This is a genomic window from Massilia violaceinigra (assembly GCF_002752675.1).
Lineage (GTDB): Bacteria > Pseudomonadota > Gammaproteobacteria > Burkholderiales > Burkholderiaceae_D > Telluria_A > Telluria_A violaceinigra.
The window spans coordinates 5,737,886-5,762,264 of record NZ_CP024608.1 but is presented as its reverse complement, the minus strand read 5'-3'; the positions used below and the strand labels follow the sequence as shown (position 1 = coordinate 5,762,264).

Genomic DNA, 24,379 nt, shown 5'->3' with positions numbered 1-24,379 from the left:
ATGACTAACGCATCATTGGAAAACCTGGATCCATCCGAGAGGGAAGCTTTGCTGGCCCGCGCGCGGGCCGCCAAACTCCAGCGCAAGGGTTCCACCCAGCGCGAGCCGATCGACGTGCGCGCAACGCCTGGCGGCTCGTGGCCGCTGTCGTTTGCCCAGCAGCGCCTGTGGTTCATCGCCCAGATGGGGCAGGAAGCCAGCGTGGCTTACCATATTCCGGGTGCCCTGGCGCTCGACGGGCACCTCGACGAAGACGCGCTCAATGCCGCGCTGGACCGCATCGTGCAGCGCCACGAAGCGCTGCGCACCCGCTTCGCGCTGGTCGATGGCCGCGCGCAGCAATGCATCGAGCCGCACGGACGCTTCGCCGTGGTGCGGCACGACATCAGCGCGGACGACCCGCATGCGCGCCAGGCGGCCATTGCCCACTGGAGCCGCCACGAAGCGGCCGAACCGTTCGACCTGGGACGCGCGCCGCTGATCCGCGCCCGCCTGCTTCGCCTCGGCGAGCGGGAACACATCCTTCTGCTTACCTTGCACCACATCGTCTCCGATGGCTGGTCGATGGGCGTGTTGATGCGCGAACTGGGCGAGCTGTATCGCGCCTATGCCGACGAAGGCGTGGCGCATTGGGACGACCCGCTGCCGCCGCTGCCCGTGCAGTACGCCGACTACACCCTGTGGCAGCGCCAGTGGCTCGATGGCGCCGTGCAGAAGCAGCAACTGGGCTACTGGCGCGGGCAACTGGCCGGGGCCCCCGAACTGCTCACGCTGCCGACCGATCGGCCGCGCCCCGCGGTGCAGGATTACACCGGCCAAAGCATCGGCTTCGAGCTCGATGCGAATCTGAGCACCGGGCTCAAAGCGCTATCACACAAACACGGCACCACCTTGTACATGACCTTGCTGGCGGCATGGAGCGCCCTGTGCGCGCGCCTGGCCGGCCAGGACGAGGTGGTCATCGGCTCGCCGGTTGCCAACCGCACCCGGGTCGAGCTGGAACCGCTGATCGGCTTCTTTGTCAATACACTGTCGCTGCGCATCGACGTGAGCGCCAATCCGAGCGTGAGCGACTTGCTGGCCCAGGTGCGCGAATGCGTGCTTCAGGCGCAAAGCCACCAGGATGTACCGTTCGAGCAGGTGGTCGAAGCGGTCAATCCGCAGCGTACACTCGCGCACAGCCCGATCTTTCAATTGATGTTCGCCTGGCAGAACACGCCGCGCGAAGCGCTGGAGCTTGGCCAGATCGAGTTGCGCGAACTCGAATTCGACCATCACAGCGCCAAGTTCGACCTCGCGCTGGACATGCAGGAAGCGGGCGGACGCATCATGGGCCGCCTGGGCTTTGCCACCGCGCTGTTCGAGCGCGCCACGATGGAACGCCACGCCGCGTACTTCAAGGCCCTGCTCGAAGGCATGGTACGTGACGACAGCCAGCCGGTGGCGTCGATCGCCATCCTCGGCCAGGCCGAGCGGCGCCAGGTGCTGGTGGACTGGAACGATACCCCGCGCGAGTACAGCGACGCCTTCGCCCATGAACTGTTCGAGCGGCGGGCCGCGCAGGCGCCCGGCGCGACCGCCCTGGAAGCGGACGGCGAATCGCTCACCTACCAGGCTCTCAACGAGCGCGCCAACCAGCTGGCGCACCATCTGATCTCACTCGGCGTACGCCCCGATACGCGCGTGGCCATCGCGCTCGAACGCGGTACGCCACTGGTACTGGCCATGCTCGCCACGCTGAAGGCCGGCGGCGCCTACGTGCCGCTCGACCCGCAATACCCGTCCGACCGCCTTGCCTTCATGCTCGACGACAGCCGTCCGAAGGTGGTGCTCACGCAAGCGTCGGTGCAGGAGCGCCTGCCGGCCTGCCGCGCACTGATGACGGCCGCGGTGCTGGAACTCGATGCCCCGTTCGCGCCATGGACCAATCAGCCGGCCAGCAATCCGGAACGCGCGTCGACCGGCCTGGCGCCATCGAACCTGGCGTATGTGATCTACACCTCCGGATCGACCGGCAAGCCGAAGGGCGTGATGGTCGAACACCGCAATCTGGCCAACCTGGTCGGCTGGCACGCCGACGCCTTTCCGCTGATCGCGGGCGAACGCGCATCGAGCACCGCGGGGATCGCCTTTGACGCCTGCACCTGGGAAGTCTGGCCGCCGCTGTGCATGGGCGCTGCGCTGGCCCTGGCGCCGGCCGACGCCGCGGGCGATCCGGTGGCACTACTGGACTGGTGGGAGAAGCAGGAGCTGCACAGCAGCTTCCTGGTGACGGCGCTTGCCGACATCGCCTTCCAGCGCGAGGCCGGCGCCAAAAAGCCTCTCAGGACCCTGCTGGTCGGCGGCGACCGCCTGGGCAAACCACCAGCGGCCGGCCTTGGGTTCGAGGTTGTCAACAACTACGGACCGACCGAAGCGACGGTGGTGGCGACATCGGGACGCATTGGTGCCGGCGACGCCGTGGTCCACATCGGCCGTCCGATTGCCAACACCAGCATCTATCTGCTCGATCGATACGGCCAGCCGGTCCCGGTGGGCGTGGCGGGCGAAATCCACATCGGCGGCGCCAGCGTGGCGCGCGGCTACCTGAACCAGCCGCAATTGACGCAGGAACGCTTCCTTCCGGATCCGTTTTCGCAGCTCCCGGACGCGCGCATGTACAGGAGCGGCGACCTGGCGCGCTGGCTGGCCGACGGCACCATCGAGTTCTTGGGCCGAAACGATCACCAGGTCAAGATCCGAGGCCTGCGCATCGAGCTGGGCGAGATCGAAGCGCATCTGAGCCGCCAGAACGGCGTGCGCGAAGCGGTCGTGCTGGCGCGCGAGGACAGTCCCGGCGATCAGCGCCTGGTCGCCTACCTGGTTGGCGACGTCGACACCGGCGCCGTGCGCGAGGCCCTTGCGCGCGAACTGCCCGACTACATGGTGCCCGCCGCCTGCGTTGTGCTCGGTGCCATGCCGCTCACCGCCAATGGAAAGCTGGACCGCACGGCGCTGCCGGCGCCGGAAGGTTCGGCCTACGCCCAGCGTTCGTACGAGGCGCCGCAAGGCGCCACCGAAACGGCGCTGGCCGCCATCTGGGCCGAGCTGCTTCAACTCGATCAAGTCGGCCGCCACGACCACTTCTTCGAACTCGGTGGCCACTCGCTGCTGGCCGTGCAGCTGATGGAACGCATGCGCCGCGTGCACCTGGGCGCCGACATCCGCACCCTGTTCTCGCAACCGACGCTGGCCGCGCTGGCGCATGCGGTGGACCAGGCCGCCGGCACTGGCGGCGGCGAAGTGGCCGCGCCGCCCAATGCCATTCCCGCCGGCTGCGCCGAGATTACCCCCGCCATGCTGCCGCTGGTGACGCTGGACGAGCGCCAGATCGCGCGCATCGCCAGCACCGTGCCGGGAGGGATGCAAGCGATCCAGGATATCTACCCGGTCGCGCCGCTCCAGGAAGGCATCCTGTTCCACCATCTGCTGCAGGCCGAGGGTGACCCTTACCTGTCGTCGGCTACCCTGGCCTTCGACTCGCGCGCGCGCATGGATGGTTTTGTCGCGGCGCTGCAGCAGGTGATCGACCGCCATGACGTGCTTCGCAGCGCCATCCTGTGGGAAGGCTTGAGCGAACCGGTGCAAGTGGTCTGGCGCCAGGCGCGCTTTACGGTCGACACCCCGGCACTGCCAGCGGGGGATACGGTCGCCCAACTGTGCGCCCTGGCCGATCCGCGCCACGTGCGCCTGGACGTGCGCACGGCGCCGCTGCTGCACGGCTTCAGCGCGTTTGACGACAAGAGCGGGCGCTGGCTGCTGCAACTGCTGCTGCACCATATGATCCTCGACCACACGACCCTGGACGTCATGTTCCAGGAGATCGCAGCGATCCAGGGCGGCCGGGCCGACGAACTGCCCGAGCCGGTCCCGTTCCGCAATTTCGTGGCCCAGGCGCGCCTGGAGGGCAGGGCGCAGGAGCACGAAGCGTTCTTCCGCCAGATGCTGGGCGACGTCGACGAAGCGACCGTGCCCTACGGCCTTGCCGACGTCAAGGGCGATGGCAGCAACGTCGAGGAAGTCCAGCGCCGCCTCACGCCCGTGCTGTCGCAGCGCATCCGCCGCCAGGCGCGCGCCGCCGGCGTCAGTGCGGCCACTCTGTTTCACTGGGCCTGGGCCAGGGTCGTCTCCCAGGGCAGCGGGGTTGACGATGTCATCTTCGGCACGGTGCTGTTCGGCCGCATGCAGGGCGGCGCCGGCGCCGACCGCGCCATGGGCCTGTTCATCAACACCTTGCCACTGCGAGTGCGCCTAGGCGCAGCCAGCGTGCAGGAAGAACTGCGCGCCATTCACGAGACCTTGCTGCAACTGGTGCGCCACGAGCACGCGCCACTGTCGCTGGCGCAGCGCTGCAGCGCTCTGCCGGCCGGCAAACCGCTGTTCTCGGCGCTGCTGAACTTCCGCCACAGCGCCGGCCGCGACGAACAGGCCGAAGGCGGCTGGGACGAAGGCATCGAGGTGCTGTCCTCCCAGGAGCGCACCAACTACCCATTCGGCCTGTCGGTCGATGACCTGGGCCAGGATTTCCTGCTGACCGTACAGGTGGCATTGCCGGTCGAAGCGCGCCAGATCTGCGACGACGTATTGCGCGAACTGGAAGCACTGGCCGGCGCGCTCGAAAAGGGCGAACGCACCCCTGTCGCCGCCGCAAACGGCGCGGCGCCGTGGAGCGATGCCGTGTGCAGCTTCGCGCAGCCATTCTGCGTTCACGAACAGTTCGAACAGCAGGTCGAGCGTACGCCGGATGCCATCGCCGTGCGCCATGGCGATACGGACCTGAGTTACCGTGACCTGAACGCGCTGGCCAACCAGCTCGCGCATCACCTGCGTACGCTGGGCGTGGGGCCGGACGACCGGGTCGCCATCTGCGTGCAGCGCGACCACACCATGCTGGTCGCCATCCTGGCCGTGCTCAAGGCCGGCGGCGCGTATGTGCCGCTCGACCCGGCCTATCCGGCCGCGCGCCTGACGCACATGCTGCACGACAGCGCACCGAAGGTGCTCATTACCCATGAGGGCGCGCTGCAGGGAGTGGAACACGCCGTGCCGGTGCTCGACCTCTCGCAAAGCCAGCCTGCCTGGGCGCACAACGCCACGACCAACCCGCGCGCGGACGCCGTCGGGCTGCTGCCGCACCACATGGCCTACATCATCTACACCTCGGGTTCGACCGGCCTGCCGAAAGGCGTGATGGTGGAACACGCCAACGTCGGGCGCCTGTTTGCCGCCACCGCCCACTGGTTCGGCTTCGGCCCGAACGATGTCTGGACCATGTTTCACTCCTACGCCTTCGACTTTTCGGTATGGGAGATGTGGGGCGCCTTGCTCCATGGCGGCCGCGTGGTCGTGGTGCCGCAGGCCACCGCGCGCTCGCCGGACGACTTTTACCAGCTGGTGTGCGCGGAGGGCGTGACAGTTCTGAACCAGACACCCGGCGCCTTTCGCCGCTTCATCGCCAGCCAGGGGGCGAGCGACGCCGCCCACAGCCTGCGCTACGTCGTCTTCGGCGGCGAGGCGCTGCAACCGGCCATGCTCAAGCCGTGGTACGCCCGCAATGGCGAACGCACGCGCCTGATCAATATGTATGGCATCACCGAAACGACCGTGCACGTGACTTACCGCGAGCTCACCCCGGCGGACGCGCAGGGCAGCGGCAGCCCGATCGGCATGCCGATTCCCGACCTGGCCGTGCACATCCTCGATACGCAGGGCCGCCCCGCGCCAATCGGCATGGTCGGCGAAATGCATGTCGGCGGCGCGGGCGTGGCGCGCGGCTACCTGAACCGGCTAGAGCTGACCGCCGAACGCTTCATCGACGACCCGTTCCAGCCCGGCGGCGGCCAGCGCCTGTACCGCACCGGCGACCTTGGCCGGCGTCTGCGCGACGGATCGATCGAATTCATGGGCCGTAACGATGCCCAGGTCAAGGTGCGAGGCTTTCGCATCGAGCTGGGCGAAATCGAGGCGCGCCTGCTGCACCTGCCCGCCGTGCGCGAGGCGGTGGTGCTGGCAATCGACGACGCCCAGGGCGAAAAGCGCCTGGCCGCCTACGTCGTGCCGCGCGACGGAGCGGCCCATGGCGACGGCATGGCAATCCGCGAGGAGCTGGCGCAGATCCTGCCGGACTATATGGTACCGGCCTACATCGTCTGCCTGGACAGCCTGCCGCTGACCGTGCACGGGAAACTCGACCATGCGGCGCTTCCGGCGGCGGATGTGGCGCGCAGCGACGCGGGTTATTGCGCGCCGCGCAACCCTGCCGAAGAATGCATCGCGTCGATCTGGGCCGACGTGCTCGGGATCGACCGGGTCGGCGTGCACGATAACTTCTTCGCCCTGGGCGGCGACTCGATGCGCACCATTTCAATCGTTTCGAAAGCGCGCGAGCGAGGGCTAGCGCTCGCCATCGAGCACATTTTCAGCCACCTGACGGTAGCCGGTGTCGCCGCCGCACTGGCGCGCGCCCAGCCCGACGCCGCCGCCAGCGCGCCCGCCGCAACCGCGATGGCGCTCTCGCCCGCCGACGCCGCGCTGCTGCCAGGCGACGTCGAAGACGCCTACGAACTGACCTGCCTGCAACTGGGCATGGTATTCCACAACCAGATGTCGGCCGACGGCAGCGTGTATCACGATGTCTTCAGCCATCACCTGCGCATCGAGGGTTGGAATGCCGAGGTGTTTCAACAGGCGCTGGACACGGTCGTGGCGCGCCACCCGGTCCTGCGTACGTCGTTCGACCTGCGTACCTACAGCGTCGCCCTGCAACTGGTGCACAGGGGCGCACGCATCGCCGTCGACATCAGCGACATCAGCGCGTTCGACGCGGCGCGGCAGGAACACCTGATCAGCGACTTTCTGCGCCAGGAGCGCGGCAACGGCTTTGCGCCGGGCGAAGCGCCGATGTTCCGGATCTTCATCCATCAACGTGGCCACGACAGCTTCCAGCTCACGCTCAGCTTCCACCATGCGATCCTGGACGGCTGGAGCGTGGCATCGTTCGTCACCGAACTGTTCCAGGTATATCAAGCCTTGCGGGCAGGCGAGCGTATCGACGCCCCGGCGCTTGCGTGCAGCTTCAGGCAGGCCGTCGCCGCCGAACAGGTTATCCTCGCCTCATCGTCAGCCACCGCGTTCTGGACCGGTTACCTGGCTGGCCACACGGTCGCCAGCCTGCCGCCGCGCGATGCGGACAACGACGTCGACGCGTCGCGCACAGCCGCCATCACGCTGCCGGAAGGCGTGACAGCGCAGCTGGAAGCCCTGGCGCGCGAGCTGCACGTGCCTTTGCGTACACTGCTACTGGCCGCGCACGTGCGCGTGATGGCACTGTTCTCGGGCGAGAGTGACGTACTGACAGGGATGGTCTCGCATTCGCGTCCGGCCGAACAGGATGGCGACAAGGTGCTTGGCCTGTACCTGAACACGCTGCCCCTGCGCCAGGCGATCGAACCAGGCAGCTGGAAGGACCTGATCGTGGCCACCTTCAAGTCGGAACTGGCGGTGATGCCGTACCGCGCCTACCCGTACGCCCGCATCATGCAGGAAAACGGGCGCCGCGCGCTGTTCGAGTCGGCCTTCAACTTCGTCAATTTCTATGTCTACGACGGCTTGCGCAATGTGGAGTCACTCCAATTCCTGGAAGGCCAGGCGTTTGAAGCCACCAACCACGCGCTGACCTTCAACGCGGCCCAGGAAGGAAACAAGCTGACCTTGTCGCTGCAACGCGACCCGGCGCGGCTATCGGCGCGCCAGGCGGCACGCATCGCCGCGGCCTACCAGGCGGCCCTGGTGACGATGGCGCGCGAGCCGGACGGCGCGCATCTGTTCGCCGGCTTGCTCGACGCGGCCGAGCGCGAGCAGGTCCTGCGCGGTTGGAACGACACCGCACGCGACTACCGCCAGGACCTGTGCATCCACGAACTGATCGAAGCGCAGGTGCGGAGTAACCCGCTCGCCGTCGCGCTGGAGGTCGACGACACGCGCCTGACCTACGGCGAATTGAACGAGCAGGCCAACCGCCTGGCCGCCTATCTGCGCATGCTCGGCGTGGGGCCGGACCAGCGCGTCGCGCTGTGCCTTGAGCGCGGCGTCGCAATGGTGGTCGGGCTGCTGGCCGTGCTCAAGGCCGGCGGCGCCTATGTGCCGCTCGACCCGGCCTATCCGGAGGAACGCCTGGCCTTCATGCTCAAGGACAGCGCTCCGCTCGTCCTGCTGACTCAGGCCGGTCTGGCGCGCCACCTCACCGTACCGTCGGACCTGCCCGTGCTGCAGCTCGACGCCACCAATCCGCCATGGCATGCGCTCCCGGGCAAGAATCCCGACGCTGCGGCACTGGGCCTGAGCCCATCGAACCTGGCGTACGTGATCTACACCTCCGGCTCCACTGGCCAGCCCAAGGGTGTGATGAACGAGCATCTGGGCGTGGTCAACCGCCTGCTGTGGATGCAGGAAGCTTACTGCCTGGATGCGGGCGACGCGGTGCTGCAAAAGACGCCGTTCAGCTTCGACGTGTCGGTATGGGAGTTTTTCTGGCCGCTGATGAATGGCGCGCGCCTGGTGATGGCACGCCCGGATGGACATAAAGACCCGGCCTATCTGGCCGATACCATCGAGCGACACGGCATCACCACCGTGCACTTCGTGCCGTCGATGCTCCAGGCGTTCATCGATGGCGGCGCGGCCGAGCGCTGCACCGGCCTGAAACGGGTCATGTGCAGCGGCGAAGCCTTGCCCGGCGCCCTGGCCCGGCGCTTCCGGCAATGCGCGCCAGACGCGCAGCTGTACAACCTGTACGGCCCGACCGAAGCTGCCGTCGATGTCACCGCCTGGCACTGCGCCGGCGTCGATTTGCCTGACAATATCCCGCTCGGCCGGCCGGTTGCCAACACCGCCATCTACCTGCTCGATCGACACGGCCAGCCGGCGCCGGTCGGCGTGCCTGGCGAAATCCACATCGGCGGCGTGCAGGTGGCGCGCGGTTACCAGAACCGCGACGAACTGACGCGCCAGCGCTTCGTGGCCGATCCGTTCGCCGGCAAGCCGGGCGCGCGCATGTACAAGACCGGTGACCTGGGCCAATGGCTGGCCGACGGCAGCGTCGAATTCCTCGGCCGGAACGATCACCAGGTCAAGATCCGCGGCCTGCGCATCGAACTTGGCGAAATCGAAGCGCACCTCGTGCGCCAGGAGGGCGTGCGCGAAGCCGTGGTACTGGCACGCGAGGACAGTCCGGGCGACAAGCGCCTGGTCGCCTATCTGGTTGGCCAGGTCGACACGCAGTTAGTGCGCGCGGCGCTGGCGCGCGAGCTGCTCGAGTACATGGTGCCCGCCGCCTGCGTCGTGCTCGATTCCTTGCCCCTGAGCGCGAACGGCAAGCTCGATCGCAAGGCACTGCCGGCGCCGGAAGGCTCGGCGTATGCGCAGCGCACCTGGGAGGCGCCGCAAGGCCCGACCGAAACCGCGTTGGCCGCCATCTGGGCCGCCCTGCTGCAAGTGGAGCGGGTAGGGCGCAACGACCACTTCTTCGAACTGGGCGGCCACTCGCTGCTGGCCGTGCAGCTGATGGAGCGCATGCGCCGCCAGGAGCTGTTCGCCGACATCCGCACCCTGTTCTCGCAACCGACCCTGGCCGCGTTGGCACAAGCGGTGGACCAGGCCGGGCAAGCCGGCCGGCGCGACGTGGTGGTGCCGCCCAACAGCATTCCGGCCGGCTGCACCACGATCACGCCGGCCATGCTGCCGCTGGTCGCATTGGACGCCGAACAGATCGCACGCATTGTCGCCACCGTCCCCGGCGGCGCCGCCAATGTGCAGGACATCTATCCGCTCGCGCCCCTGCAGGAAGGCATCCTGTTCCATCACCTGCTGCAGAACAAGGGCGATGCCTACCTGCTGTCGGCCACCTTGTCGTTCGACTCGCGCGAGCGGCTCGATGCTTTTACAGGCGCCTTGCAGCAGGTGGTCATGCGTCACGATGCGCTGCGTACCGCGCTGCTGTGGGAAGGCTTGCCGGAGCCGGTGCAAGTGGTCTGGCGCGAAGCGACGTTCAACGTCGAAACACTGGCCCTGCCCGGCGTGGATACACCGGCCGAGCTGCGCGCCCATGCCGACCCGCGCCACTTCCGCATCGACCTGCGGCGCGCGCCGCTGATGCACGGCTTTGCCGCTTTCGACGACAAGACCGGCTGCTGGCTGCTGCAACTGCTGCTGCACCACGTGGTGACAGACCACACCACGCTCGACGTGCTGTTCGAGGAAATGGCGCTGATCCAGGCCGGCCGCGCGCAGGAATTGCCGCTGCCTGTCCCTTTCCGCAATTTCGTGGCGCAGGCGCGCCTCGGCGTGAGCGTGCAGGAACACGAGCAGTTCTTCCGCCAGATGCTGGGCGACGTCGACGAACCGACCGCGCCATTTGGCCTGCTGGACATGCAGGGCGACGGTTCCAACGTCGACGAGGCGCGTCTGCCGCTCGACGCGGCGCTGGCCCTCCGCCTGCGCCAGCATGCGCGCCGCCTTGGCGTCAGTGCCACCAGCCTGTTTCACCTCGCATGGGCGCAGGTACTGGCGCGCACCAGCGGGCGCGATGATGTCGTCTTCGGTACCGCGCTGTTCGGGCGCATGCATGGCGGCAGCGGCGCCGACCGGGTCCTGGGCCTGTTCATGAACACGCTGCCGGTGCGCATTCGCCTTGACGACACTCCGGTCGAAGCGGCCGTGCGCGATACCCATGAACGCCTGGCGCAACTGCTGCATCACGAGCACGCGCCACTGTCGCTGGCCCAGCGCTGCAGCGGCATGGCGGCCTCGGTGCCGCTGTTCTCGGCAGGATTCAATTACCGTCACAGCCCACCGGCGCAGCAGGTATGGGAAGGGATGGAGGTGCTGCACGGCGAGGAATTGAGTAACTTCCCGCTGGTGTTGAAGGTGGACGACCATGGGGAAGCATTTTCGCTCACAGCCAACGCCCAGCGTCCGATCGACCCGATGCGCGTGTGCCGCTACATGCACGCGGCGCTCGACCATCTGGCCGATGCGCTCGACAATGCGCCGGCCACCACCAGCCGGGATCTGGAAATCCTGCCCGCCGACGAACGCAGCCAACTGCTCGAGGGCTGGAACGATACCTTTGCAGCGATCGACGCTGGCCGCTGCATCCATCAACTGTTCGAGCTGCACGCGGCCAGTTCGCCCGATGCCGCCGCGCTGGTGGTGGACGGCAGCGCACCGCTCAGCTACGCCGAACTCAATGCGCGCGCCAACCAGCTTGCGCATCACCTGATCAAGCTGGGCCTGCGGCCCGACATGCGCGTCGCTATTGCGCTGCCGCGCGGGGCCGACATGATCGTCGCCTTGCTGGCCACGCTCAAGGCCGGCGCGGCCTACGTTCCGCTCGACCCAGGGTATCCCGCCGAGCGCCTGGCCTTCATGCTCGACGACAGCCGCCCGCGCGTCGTGCTGACCCACGCCGACCTGCAGGAACGGCTGCCGGCCAGCCGCGCGCTGCTCACCGCCACCGTGCTGGAACTGGACGACCTGGCCGCGCCATGGCAGGATAAACCGGCCACCAATCCCGATCCGGCCTCGCTGGGCCTCACCGACGCGCATCTGGCCTACGTGATCTACACCTCCGGTTCGACCGGCACGCCGAAGGGCGTGATGATGGAGCACGCCGCCCTGTGCAACCTGGCGCAGGCGCAGATCGACAGTTTCGGCGTTACCTCCCGCAGCCGCATCCTGCAGTTTTCCTCGTTCAGTTTCGACGGCTGCATTTTCGAGGTTGTCCTGGCGCTGTGCCATGGCGCGGCCTTGTACATGGTGGCGTCCGATGTGCCGCTGGCCGGCGACAGCCTGCTCGCCGTCGCCGACAAGCATGGCATCAGCCACGCGATCCTGCCGCCGGCCGTGCTGGCGGCCTTGCCCGACAGCGCGCGCATGGATTCGATCACGACCCTGGTCATGGCTGGCGAAGCGTCGGGCCAGGCACTGGTGCGGCGCTGGGCTGCCGGCCGCACCCTGATCAACGGTTACGGTCCGACCGAAACCGCGGTGTGCGCCACGGTTTTCCGTTGTGATGCACAGCAGGCTGGCGACCCGCCGATTGGCCAGCCGATCGCCAACAAGCGTATTTACCTGCTCGACGCCCACGATGCGCCGGTGCCGCTGGGCGTGGCCGGCGAAATCCATATCGGCGGCGCCGGGATTGCGCGCGGCTACCTGAACCGCCGCGAATTGAGCGAGGAACGCTTCATCCCCGATCCGTTTGCCGGTACCCCGGGGGCGCGCATGTACCGCAGCGGCGACCTCGGACGGCGGCGCGCGGACGGCAACATCGAATTCGTCGGCCGGGTCGACAAGCAGGTCAAGGTGCGGGGCTTCCGCATCGAACTGGGCGAAATCGAAACGGTGCTGCTGGCCGCTCCCGGCGTGCGCGATTGCGTGGTGCTGGCGCGCGAGGACCAGCCCGGCCAGCGGCGGCTGGTGGCGTACTTCAGCACCCCGGAACCGGAACTGTGCACGCCGGAGTCGCTGCGCCTGCACCTGGCCGGCCGTCTGCCGGAGTACATGGTGCCGGCGGCCTACGTCTGCCTGGACGCCTTGCCGCTCACACCGAACGGCAAACTTGATCGGCGCGCCTTGCCGGCGCCAGAGGATGGCGCTTTCAGCACCCGCGTCTACGAGGCGCCGCAAGGCCCGGTGGAATCGGCTCTGGCCGCGCTCTGGAGCGAACTGCTGCAGGTGGAGCAGGTCGGCCGGCGCGACCACTTCTTTGAACTCGGTGGCCATTCGCTGCTGGCGGTGCAGATGATCTCGCGCCTGCACCAGCGTCTCGGCCTTGAGGTAGCGCTGTCGGACCTGTTTGCCCAGCCGGTGCTGCATGCATTAGCAACCCTGGCGCACAAGGCGCCGGCGCAAGGCTTGCCGCCATTGGTGGCCGGCCCGCGCCCGCTTGACATTCCGGTCTCGTTCGCGCAGCAGCGCCTGTGGTTCATCGCCCAGATGGGCGAGGCCGCCAGCGCCGCCTACCATATCAGCGGCGGCATGCGCCTGCATGGCCGGCTCGACGAGCGCGCGCTGCGCTGCGCCCTGGACCGCATCGTGCACCGCCACGAAGCGCTGCGCACCCATTTCGAGCTGGTCGACGGCGCTCCGGTGCAGCGCATCGCCGCCAGCACCGGCCTGACCCTGGTGCGCCATGACCTGAGCGCCGACGCGCAGCCGCAGGCGGGTGTTGAACATTGGAGCCGGGTGGAAGCGAGTACCCCGCTCGACCTGGGCCAAGGTCCGCTGATCCGTGCCCGCCTGCTGCGCCTGGGCGAGCAGGAACACATTTTGCTGCTGACGGTGCACCATGTGGTGTCGGACGGCTGGTCCATGGGTGTGCTGGCGCGTGAACTGACCGCCTTGTACAACGCCTACGCGGCCGATGGGCCGGCGCATGATCTTGACCCTCTGCCGCCGTTGCCGGTGCAATATGCCGACTACGCCCTGTGGCAGCGTGGCTGGCTGGGCGCGGCGCCGGCCCAGGAGCAGCTGGCCTACTGGAAGCGGCAACTGGCGGGCGCTCCTGCCTTGATTACCCTGCCGAGCGACCGCCCGCGGCCCGCGATGCAGGACTATACGGGCCAGAGCCTGTCCTTCACCATCGATCCCGCCCTGTGCGCCGGTCTGAAGGCATTGTCGCGCAAGCACGGCACCACCTTGTATATGACCTTGCTGGCGGCATGGGCCGCGCTGGCCGCGCGCCTGGCGGGCCAGGACGAAGTCGTCATCGGCTCGCCCGTCGCCAATCGCGGCCGGGTCGAACTCGAACCCATGATCGGCTTCTTCGTCAACACTGTGGCGCTGCGGCTCGATGTCAGCGACAGCCCCACGGTGGCCGACCTGCTGGCCCAGGCCAAGCAGCGCGTGCTGGAAGCGCAAAGCAACCAGGACGTGCCGTTCGAGCAGGTGGTCGAGGTTCTCAATCCGGAGCGGGCGCTGAACTACAGCAGCATCTTCCAGTTGATGTTCGCGTGGCAGAACATGCCGCACGACGCCGTGCAACTGGGCGACCTGCGCCTGGAAGAACTGCCGGAGCGCAGTGACCGCAGCACCGCTTTCGACCTGTCGCTGACCCTGCAGGAAAGCGGCGAGCACATTGTCGGCACGATGGAATATGCGGCCGCGCTGTACGACCGCGCCACCATCGAACGGCACCTGGCGCGCCTGCGCACGGTCCTGGAAGGCATGGTGCGCGACGACAGCCAGGCGTTCGACCGCATCGACCTGCTGGACGCGGGCGAACGCCAGCAACTGGAGGCGGCATGGCGGCATGTGCGCCAGCCGTATCCGGACAACGCCTGCATCCACCAGCTGTTCGAACAGCAAGTGGAGCGCACCCCGCACGCGACCGCGGCCGAGCAGGAGGGCAGGGCACTGAGCTACGGCGAACTCAATGCGCGTGCCAATCAGCTGGCGCATCACTTGCGCCAGCTCGGCGTGCAGCCGGACCAGCGCGTGGCCATCTGCGCGCCGCGCAGCCTGGACATGCTGGTCGCCATTCTGGGCGTCCTGAAAGCCGGCGCCGCGTATGTACCGCTGGACCCGGCCTATCCGCAGGAGCGGATCGATTACATGCTGCGCGACAGCGCACCGGTGGCGCTGCTCACGCAGAGCGAGCTGGAAGCGCCATCCTGGCTTCACCAGCCGACCGGTAATCCGGAACCGGCGGCAATCGGCCTGACTGCGTCGCACCTGGCGTACGTGATCTACACCTCCGGCTCCACCGGTGCGCCGAAAGGCGTGATGATCGAGCACCGTGGCCTGTGCAACCAGATCACGGCGCTCCAACGCCTGTACGCGCTCGGACCCGCCGACCGCGTGCTGCAATTTGCCGCGCCGAGCTTCGACATGTCGGTCGAGGAGATCTTCGGCGCCCTGGTGAGCGGCGCTACCCTGGTACTGGGCTCGCCAGCGTGGATTGCCGACGCCCAGCGCTGGTGCGAACTGGCTGAGGCGAATGCGCTGACGGTTGCCAACCTGCCGACCATGTTCTGGCAGCAGATCGCCCAGGCGCCGCACGTGGCGCTGCCGGCATCGCTACGCCAGATCAGCATCGGCGGCGAAGGCGTAGCCGCCGCCGCGCTCGACGCATGGTGGGCCCGGCCCGGCCACCGTCCGGTGCTGGTCAATGCGTACGGTCCGACCGAAGCGACCATCAACGCCAGCATACTGACCTGCCAACGCGGCACCAATCCGCGTTCGATCGGCAGCCCGGTGGCAAACACGCCGGTCTACCTGCTGGACCGCCATGGCCAAGCGGTGCCCCCTGGCGTCGCCGGCGAAATCCACATCGGCGGTGTGGGCGTGGCGCGCGGTTACCTGAACCTGCCGCAGCTGACGCAGGAGCGCTTCGTGCCCGATCCGTTCGCATCCGACGCCGGGGCGCGTATGTACAAGAGCGGCGACCTGGGGCGCTGGCTGTCCGACGGATCGCTCGAATACCTCGGGCGCAACGACCATCAGGTGAAACTGAGGGGCTTTCGCATCGAGCTGGGCGAAATCGAGGCGCAACTGGCCAGGCAGAGCGGCGTGCGCCAAGCCGTGGTGCTGGCACGCGAGGATAATCCCGGCGACAAGCGCCTGGTGGCCTACGTCGTTGGCGCGGCCGATGCCGGGGCGCTGCGCGCTGCCCTGGCGCAGGTACTGCCCGACTACATGGTGCCGGCCGCCTTCGTCACGCTCGATGCCTTGCCGCTCACGCCGAACGGCAAGCTCGATCGCCATGCCTTGCCCGCGCCGGAAGGATCGGCTTATGCGCAGCGTGCCTATTGCGCACCGCAGGGAGAGGCGGAAAACGCGCTCGCGCGGATCTGGGCCGAACTGCTGCACGTCGAGCGCGTCGGCCGCGACGACAATTTCTTTGAACTCGGCGGCCACTCGCTGCTGGCCGTGCAGCTGATGGAACGCATGCGCCGCAGCCAGATGCCGGTCGACATCCGCACCCTGTTCCTGCGGCCGACGGTCGCCGGTCTGGCCGGCGTCGCCGGCACGCAGGAGGCGCGCGAGGTGGTGGTGCCGCCGAACCGCATCCCGTCCTCATGCACTGCGATCACGCCCGACATGCTGCCGCTGGTGGCGCTCGACGCTGCACAGATCGCGCGCATTGCGGGCACGGTCGCCGGCGGTGTCGCCAATGTGCAGGACATCTACCCGCTAGCGCCGCTGCAGGAGGGAATCCTGTTCCACCACCTGCTGCAGGCCGAAGGCGACCTGTATCTGTCGGCAGCCACGCTGGCGTTCGATTCGCGCGAGCGGCTCGACGGCTTCGTGCAGGCACTGGGGCAGGTCATCGCGCGCCATGATGCCCTGCGCACCTCAGTGCAGTGGGAAGGCTTGCCGGAGCCGGTGCAGGTGGTGTGGCGCGAAGCGCCGTTCGTGCTGGAGACGCCGGCGCTCGCAAACGGCGACGTAGCCGCCATGCTGCGCGCCCATGCCGATCCGCGCAGCATGCGCATCGACCTCGGTCAGGCCCCGCTGATGCGCGGTTTTGCCGCGCCCGATCCGGACAATGGACGCTGGTTGCTGCTGCTGCTCGAGCATCACCTGGTCACCGACCACACCACGCTCGACCTGCTGTTCGACGAAATGGCGATGATCGAAGCCGGACGCGCCGACGAGCTGCCGCCGCCTGTCCCGTTCCGCAATTTCGTGGCCCAGGCGCGACTGGGCGTGAGCCGCGAGGAGCACGAAGCCTTTTTCCGCAGCATGCTGGGCGATGTCGACGAGCCGACGGCGCCGTTTGGCCTGGCCAACGTGCAGGGCGACGGCAGCACCGTGCACGAGGCGCAGCAACTGCTTGCGCCAGCGCTGTCGGAACGCATCAGGCGCCAGGCCCGCAGCTTCGGCGTCAGTGCGGCCAGCCTGTTCCACTGGGCCTGGGCCCAGGTACTGGGGCAGGCGACCGGCCGCGAGGACGTGGTGTTTGGCACCGTGCTGTTCGGCCGCATGCAGCCGGGCGCCGGTGCCGAACGCACCATGGGCCTGTTCATCAACACCCTGCCGCTGCGCGTGCCCCTCGGTGAGGTGAGCGTGGAACAGGGCATCCGTGAAACGCACGCGCTGCTGGCGCAGCTGATGCAGCACGAGCACGCGTCGCTCGCCCTGGCGCAGCGCAGCAGCGCACTGGCAGCCGGCACACCCTTGTTCTCGGCACTGCTTAACTACCGCCATAGCGGGCAGCAGGCCAGCGACAGCGTCACCGGCACCTGGGCGCAGGGCATCACGGTGCTGGCCGCGGAAGAACGCAGCAACTATCCATTCAGCCTGTCGGTGGACGATCTGGGCGATGGTTTCGGCCTGAGTGCGCAGATTGCCGAACCGGTCGATCCGCAGCGGGTATGCGAGTACATGGCGCAGGCGCTGAATGGACTGGTCGGGGCGCTCGAGACGGCGCCGCACCTGCCGGCATGGGGAATTAACGTCCTTGACGCGGCCGAACGCGAAAGATTGCTGGTGCGCTGGAACGACACCGCGCAGCCGTTCCCGGACAGCCTGTGCATCCACCAGCTGTTCGAGCAGCAGGTGGCGCGCGCGCCACGGGCAGCGGCGCTGGAGCACCAGGGCCGCTGCCTGGACTACGGGCAGCTCAACGAACGCGCCAACCAGCTTGCGCATCATTTGCGCAGTCTGGGCGTGCAGCCTGACGCGCGCGTCGCCATTTGCGCACCGCGCGGCGTGGAGCTGGTCGTCGCGATCCTGGCCGTGCTCAAGGCTGGCGCGGCCTACGTTCCGCTGGACCCGGCCTATCCGCGCGAACGGCTCGACTACATGCTGCGCGACAGCGCGCCGGTGGCCTTGCTGACCGTGGCGGGCATGCCGGCGGCGGCCACGGTGCCGGTCCTGGTCCTCGATGGCGAGTCGCAGCCATGGCTGCGCCAGCCGCTCACCGATCCCGATCCGGCAGCGGTCGGGCTGACTCCGGCCAGCCTGGCGTACGTGATCTACACGTCGGGATCGACCGGGCAGCCGAAAGGCGTGATGGTCGAGCACCGCGGCTTGTGCAATGTGGCGCAGGCACAGGCCCGCACGCTGGCGATCGACCCGGCCAGCCGCGTGCTGCAATGCGCCTCGCCGAGTTTCGACGCCTGCGTGTTCGAGCTGGTCATGGCGCTGTGCCACGGCGCGGCCCTGCACGTGCCGGCGCCCGGCGCGCTGCTCGCCGGCCCGGTACTGACCGAGGCACTGGCCGCGCACGACATCACCCACGTCACTCTGACGCCGGCGGTGTTGAACGGACTCGATCCGGGCACCGGCCTGGCGGGGGTGCGCACCCTGGTCGTGGCGGGGGAGGCGTGCAGCCAGGAGCTGGTCGAGCGCTGGGCGGCGGGCAGGGCGTTCGTCAATGCCTACGGCCCGACCGAAGCGACGATCTGGGCCACCTTCCAGCCGTGCGTGGCGGGCGGCCCGGCAGGGGCGCCACCTATCGGGCGGCCGATCGCCAATACCGCGATCTACCTGCTGGACCGCCACGGCCAGCCGGTGCCCACCGGTGTCGCGGGCGAGATCCATATCGGCGGCGTGGGCGTGGCGCGCGGTTACCTCAATTTGCCGCAGCTGACGCAGGAACGCTTCGTGCCAGATCCATTCGCTGGCCATGACGGGGCGCGTATGTACAAGAGCGGCGACCTGGGACGCTGGACTGCCGACGGCACCCTCGACTACCTGGGTCGCAATGACCATCAAGTCAAGCTGCGCGGCCTGCGCATCGAACTCGGCGAGATCGAAGCGCAACTGCGGCGCCAGGATGGCGTGCACGATGCGGTCGTGGCGGTACGCGAAGACCGGCCGGGCGACAAGCGCCTGGTGGCCTATGTGGTTGCCGGTACCGGCGAGGTCGATGCGCAGCGGATGCGTGCGGCCCTGGCGCAGGTGCTGCCCGAATTCATGGTGCCGGCCGCGATCATGGTGCTCGATGCCTTGCCGCTCACGCCCAACGGCAAGCTCGATCGCCAGGCCTTGCCGGCACCGGAAGGCGCGGCCTACGCCCGCAATCAGTACGCCGCGCCGCAGGGCGAGGTGGAAACCGTGTTGGCGGGCATCTGGGCGGAGCTGCTCGACGTCGATCTGGTGGGCCGCGAGGATAACTTCTTTGCGCTGGGCGGCCACTCGCTGCTGACCATCCAGATGGTCGAACGCTTGCGCCAGCAGGGAATGCAAGTCGAGATGCGCAGCATTTTCGACAGCCCCGTGCTCAAGGATGTCGCCGCGCGCATCCAGCGTTCGGCGGCACTGTCGCTGTCGCACCATCTGGTGCCGCTGCGCCTGGGCGGTGCGCGCCGGCCGCTGTTCTTCCTGCACGAACCCACGGGCGAGGTGCTGTCGTACGAAAGGCTGTCGCGCCATTTTGGCGACGACATGCCGGTCTACGGCGTGCAGGCCGGCCGCGCCGACGCCGGCCAGCCAGTGCGGATGGAGACGCTGGCGCGCCGTTACCTGGACGTGATCCGCACGGTGCAGCCGCACGGCCCGTACCGCCTCGCCGGCTGGTCCGGCGGGGGGCTGATCGCCTACGAAATGGCGCACCAGCTGCTGGGCGAGGATGAAACCGTCGAATTCCTCGGCCTGATCGATAGCGGCCGGCCTGGCTACAAGGCTGCCGAATCGATGCCGGATGAAGCGGCGATGCGCTGGGTGTTCCTGGAGGTGTACGCCAGTTACCTCGACACGAGCCTGGACATGATGCGGGTGCGCGACTTGCAGGCATTGGGCAGCATCGATGCGGCCGTCGCCACTTGCCGCGAACGCGGATGGCTGCCTGCCGCCTTCACTACCGAGGAGCTGACGTGGCGCTCGGCGCGCTTCGCGCAGCTGATCCTGGCCTGCGCCAACTATGTTCCGCAGCCGCTGCCGATCTCCGTGCACCTGTTCGCGGGCGAGCCGGCCGAAGGCGCCGATCCCTCGATCGGCTGGCACGCGCTGCTGCGCCGCCACCTGCACCTGAGCGTCATCGGGGGCGACCACAAGACCATCATGGAGGAGCCGTACATCGAAACGCTGGCGGCGCGCATCAAGCGCGTGCTTGCCGACGCCGAAGCGCTGCCGACGCTGGAGGCGGTGGCGCCCGACAAGGCGGCCATCACCCTGCAGTCGGGCCGCAAGGGACACTCCCCGGTGTTCTGCATACCAGGCGCGGGCGCCAACGTCACCGCCTTCCTGCCGCTGGTGCACGCCCTCGGCGACGCGGAACCGGTGATCGGTTTGCAGGCACGGGGCCACGACGGCAGCTGCGTGCCGCATGCCACCGTGGAGGCGGCCGCGCGCGCCTATCTGCCCGAAGTGCGCGCGCACGCAGGGCGCGGGCCGTACCGCCTGCTGGGTCACTCGTTCGGCGGCTGGATCGCGCTGGAATTGGCGCGCCTGCTGGTGCAGGCTGGCGAAACGGTGGCGCAGGTGGTACTGGTCGATTGCGAGCCACCCGGGCCGGTACGCCATTCGGACCGCCTGCAAACCCTGACCCTGTTCATCGATCTGCTGGAGATGGATCGCGGACAGGCGCTCGGCGTGGACCGCGCCAGGCTGGCTGGCCTGGACGAAGCGGGACAACTGGCGCACCTGATGGAACGGCTGACCGCGGCCGGGGTTCTGCCACCGCGCACGCCGGTGGACAAGCTGCAAGGCTTGCTGCGGGTGTTCGGCAGCCACCTTAATACCAGCTACGAGCCGGCTGGCCCATATGCGGGCGCGATCCTGCTTGTCAACGCCGAGGTGGCCGAGACGGCCGGCTCGGCGCGCAGGGCGGCCATGTCGGCTCCCGAGAAGCTGGCGCGCTGGCAGCGCCTGGCCGACCGGGTCGATGTGCAAACGCTCGCAGGCAGCAATCACATGAACATCCTGAAGCAACCGTTCGTCGACCTGCTGGCCGGCGCCGCGGCCGACGCATGGGCGGTCGATGCCGACGTGATGCCGCTCAACCCATTCATCAACTCTTCTTCCAAAGCGAAACGCCAATGAAAACCCTGAAATCCCTCGCACCGAATGTTCGCAGCGTCCCACTGGTCAATTCGTGGTTCGCGCATCCGTATCTGGTGTCGCCCCTCACTTTCAGCCTGTACACCAAGCACGCGCACCTGGCCATGCTCGAGTCGTTCATCGAAGACCCGGCCCAGCACCTGGAATCGGCGCTGATTCCGGAGCTGCTCGGCGGCCCGTTCATCAACTACGCGGACGACCCGGCCGACATGGCGCGCTTTCGCGACCGCACCCTGGAGCGCTGCGCGCCGCAACTGCGCTGCGCCGACGCCATCGGCGCGATGTACCAGATGCTGCAAAACCAGGCCAAGGGCGCGGGCGTGCCCGGCCTGTACGCCCAGATCGATCCGCAGATCCGCAACGGCGTCGAGCTGTCGTACGATTTGTGCAAACAGCCCAATGTGCGCTTCATCGAATCGGTGTTTTACGACAGCCCGCTGTACGACACCTCGCTGCAAACCTGCGTGCTCGAAAAAGCGACCTACGAGCCGCGCACTTTCGTCCTCAGTACACCGCAGATCAAGCGCCGCGACAGCTCGGTCGAACTGCGCCTGCCGTTCGGCGACCCGCTGTGGAACCACTTGCACGGCGGCGCCCACGATGCGGCCGAACTGATGGAAATGCTGCGCCCGCGCGTGGATGACCCGGCGCGCGACATGCCGCTGCTGGAAACCATGTTCATCGAGCGCCGCGTGGCCGAGGGCCATCGGGGCGGACCGGCCGACACGGTGCGCATCCGCTACCTGGGCCATGCCTGCGTGCTGATGGAGTGCGGCGGCGTGAGCATCCTGATCGATCCCTTGATCAGCTACCCGGACGAGTCGCGCATCGACCATTTCACGTTCGACGACCTGCCCGAGCGGCTCGATTATGTGCTCATCACGCACCCGCACCAGGATCACATCGTCTTCGAAACGCTGCTGCGCCTGCGCAGCAAGGTCGATTGCGTGGTGGTGGGGCGTGCCGGCGGCGGCAACCTGCAGGATATATCGCTCAAGCTGATGCTGCTGCGCTGCGGTTTCGGGCGCGTGGTGGAATTGGGCGAGTACGAAACGCTGGAGTTCGAGGGTGGACGCATCATCGGCGCGCCGTTCTACGGCGAACACGCCGATCTCGATATTCGCACCAAGCTCGCCTTCGGCATCGAGATGCAGGGCGCGGCGTGCCTGTTCTTCGCCGATTCGAATCCACCGGCGCCGGAATTCTACGAGCCGCTCAAGAAAATGATGCCGCGGATCGACTGCCTGTTCCTCGGCATGGAGTGCGTCGGCGCGCCGGCGACCTGGCTGTACGGCCCCCTGCTGCAAAAAATGCTCACCCGCGGCGAGGACCAGTCGCGCCGGCTCGATGGGTGCGACGCCGCCAAGGCCCTCAAGATGCAGGAATACTTCGATCCGAAGCGCCTGTTCATCTACGCAATGGGGGCCGAACCCTGGCTCACGCACATCACCAGCATCATGTACTCCGAAGAGTCGACCCAGTTCAAGGAAGCGCGCATCGTCGAGAAGACCGTGCGCGGGCAGGGCAAGCAGGCCGATGTCCTGTTCGGCAAGATGGAACTGATGTTGTGAGCGGGGCCGCAACGTCGTACGGCCTTTTATGGCGGCTGCTGCGCGTCGCCCGGCCGTCCGCGGGCCAGCTGGGCGCCGCCGCGGCCATTGCACTGGTGTCGGCAGCCGGCACCTTGTGCTTTCCTTTGCTGGCGCGGCGCGTGGTGGACGAACTGGCGGCAGGCAAGACCGATCCGCTCAGTATCGGCTTGCTGGCTGCGATTCTGGTTGGCGCCGCGCTGGCGTCGGCGCTGTCGGCCTACCTGCTGGCGCGCGTCGGCCATGGGCTGGTGGCGAGCCTGCGCGCCATGCTGGTCGATAAGATGCTCAAGCTGCCGGTGGCGGCCTTCGACCAGGACAGCACGGGCGAGCGTGTCAGCCGCGTGTTGAGCGACTGCGATGCCATTTCCGACCTGGCCACCAAGCAGGCGGTGAACCTGCTCACCGGCGTGCTGCTGCTGGGTGGGTCGGTTGGCGTACTGCTGATGCTCGACGTGCGCCTGACTCTGACCTTGCTCGGCTGCGTGGCGGGCGCCTTCGGCGTGGTCGTCCCCCTGGCCTTGCTGCTCGAAGGGCTGGCGCGCAGCACGCAGGATCGCACGGCCAAGCTGGGCGGCATCCTGACCCACGTGTTTTCCGAAATACGTCTGGTCAAGGCGTTCACCGCGGAAGGGCGCGAGCGCGCACGCAGCGGGGAGGAAATCGCGGAGCTGCGGCGCCTCGGCTTGAAGACCTCGAAAATTAACGCCGCGCTCGAACCGGTCATCGGCCTGGCGCTGACGGCGGCGATCATCATCATCCTGGTCTACGGGACTGGCCGGGTGAGCAGCGGGGCGATCACCATCGGCACCCTGACCGCCTTCATCCTCTACATCTTCAACGTGGCCGCGCCGCTGATCCAGCTCACCAATTTCGCCGCGGAGCTGCAAAAGGCCAAGGGCGCGTCCAGCCGTATCGGCGCGCTGCTCGACGAGCGCGAAGAAGAGCAGGGCGCCGCGCGCGCCACCTGCGATAGCGGGGATGGCACGCTGGTGTTCAGGGGCGTGTCGTTTGCCTACCCTGGCCAGGAGCGCAAGGTCCTCGAAGGGCTCGATCTGGTGTTCCGGCCCGGGACGACGACGGCGCTGGTTGGGGCGAGCGGCAATGGCAAGACCACGATCCTGTCTCTGATCGAGCGCTTTTACCAGCCGTCGGAAGGCGAGCTGCTTTACGGCGGCGTGCCGATAGGGCAGCTTGGGCTGGCCGACTGGCGCAGCAAGATCGGCTATGTGGCCCAAGGGGCGCCGATCATGCCCGGCAGCGTGCGCGAGAACATCACCTACGGCCTGGATGGCCGGTACACCGACGCGATGGTGCTGGCGGCCGCCGAAAAAGCCGGTGCGCTGGCGTTCATCGACCAGATGCCGCAGGGACTGGACACGCTGCTGATCGAGCAGGGCAACAACCTCTCTGGCGGCCAGCGGCAACGGATCGCCATCGCCCGCATGTTCTTGCGCAACCCGGCCATCCTGATCCTGGATGAGGCGACCTCGAACCTGGACAGCGAAACCGAGCACCAGGTGAAAACAGCGCTCGAATCGCTGATGCAGGGGCGTACCAACATCGTCGTTGCGCATCGTTTGGCCACTGTCATGCATGCGGACTGCATTTACTTTCTGGAGGGAGGAAGAATATCGGGCGCCGGAAACCATCATGAATTGATAGGCTCTCATCCTTATTATGCGAGGCTGGTGGCGCGCCAGTTCCAGAACGTGCCGGAGCGCCCGGCGATGCACGGCTGA

The 24,379-nt window shown here is 67.8% G+C and carries 3 protein-coding genes; all 3 read left to right on the top strand.

Features of this window, described 5'->3' with window-relative positions:
- The 3 genes from CR152_RS24790 to CR152_RS24780 are packed head-to-tail and all read left to right on the top strand — an operon-like array spanning position 1 to position 24,379.
- On the top strand, positions 1-21,030 hold the full coding sequence (locus CR152_RS24790) for a non-ribosomal peptide synthetase (protein WP_099879431.1): 21,030 nt from the start codon (positions 1-3) through the stop codon (positions 21,028-21,030).
- Entirely contained in the window at positions 21,027-22,619 is a 1,593-nt protein-coding gene (locus CR152_RS24785; protein ID WP_099879429.1) for an MBL fold metallo-hydrolase, read from the top strand. Before CR152_RS24790 ends, CR152_RS24785 begins: the two co-directional genes overlap by 4 nt.
- Positions 22,616-24,379 (top strand): ABC transporter ATP-binding protein, encoded by a 1,764-nt coding sequence (locus tag CR152_RS24780; RefSeq protein ID WP_099879427.1) that lies wholly within the window; start codon positions 22,616-22,618, stop codon positions 24,377-24,379. The genes CR152_RS24785 and CR152_RS24780 overlap by 4 nt, the downstream gene beginning before the upstream one ends.

What these genes read in the sequence shown, in the direction of transcription:
- CR152_RS24790 (WP_099879431.1), top strand. Translation starts at nt 1, where the DNA reads ATGACTAACGCATCATTGGAAAACCTGGATCCATCCGAGAGGGAAGCT.
- CR152_RS24785 (WP_099879429.1), top strand. Translation starts at nt 21,027, where the DNA reads ATGAAAACCCTGAAATCCCTCGCACCGAATGTTCGCAGCGTCCCACTG.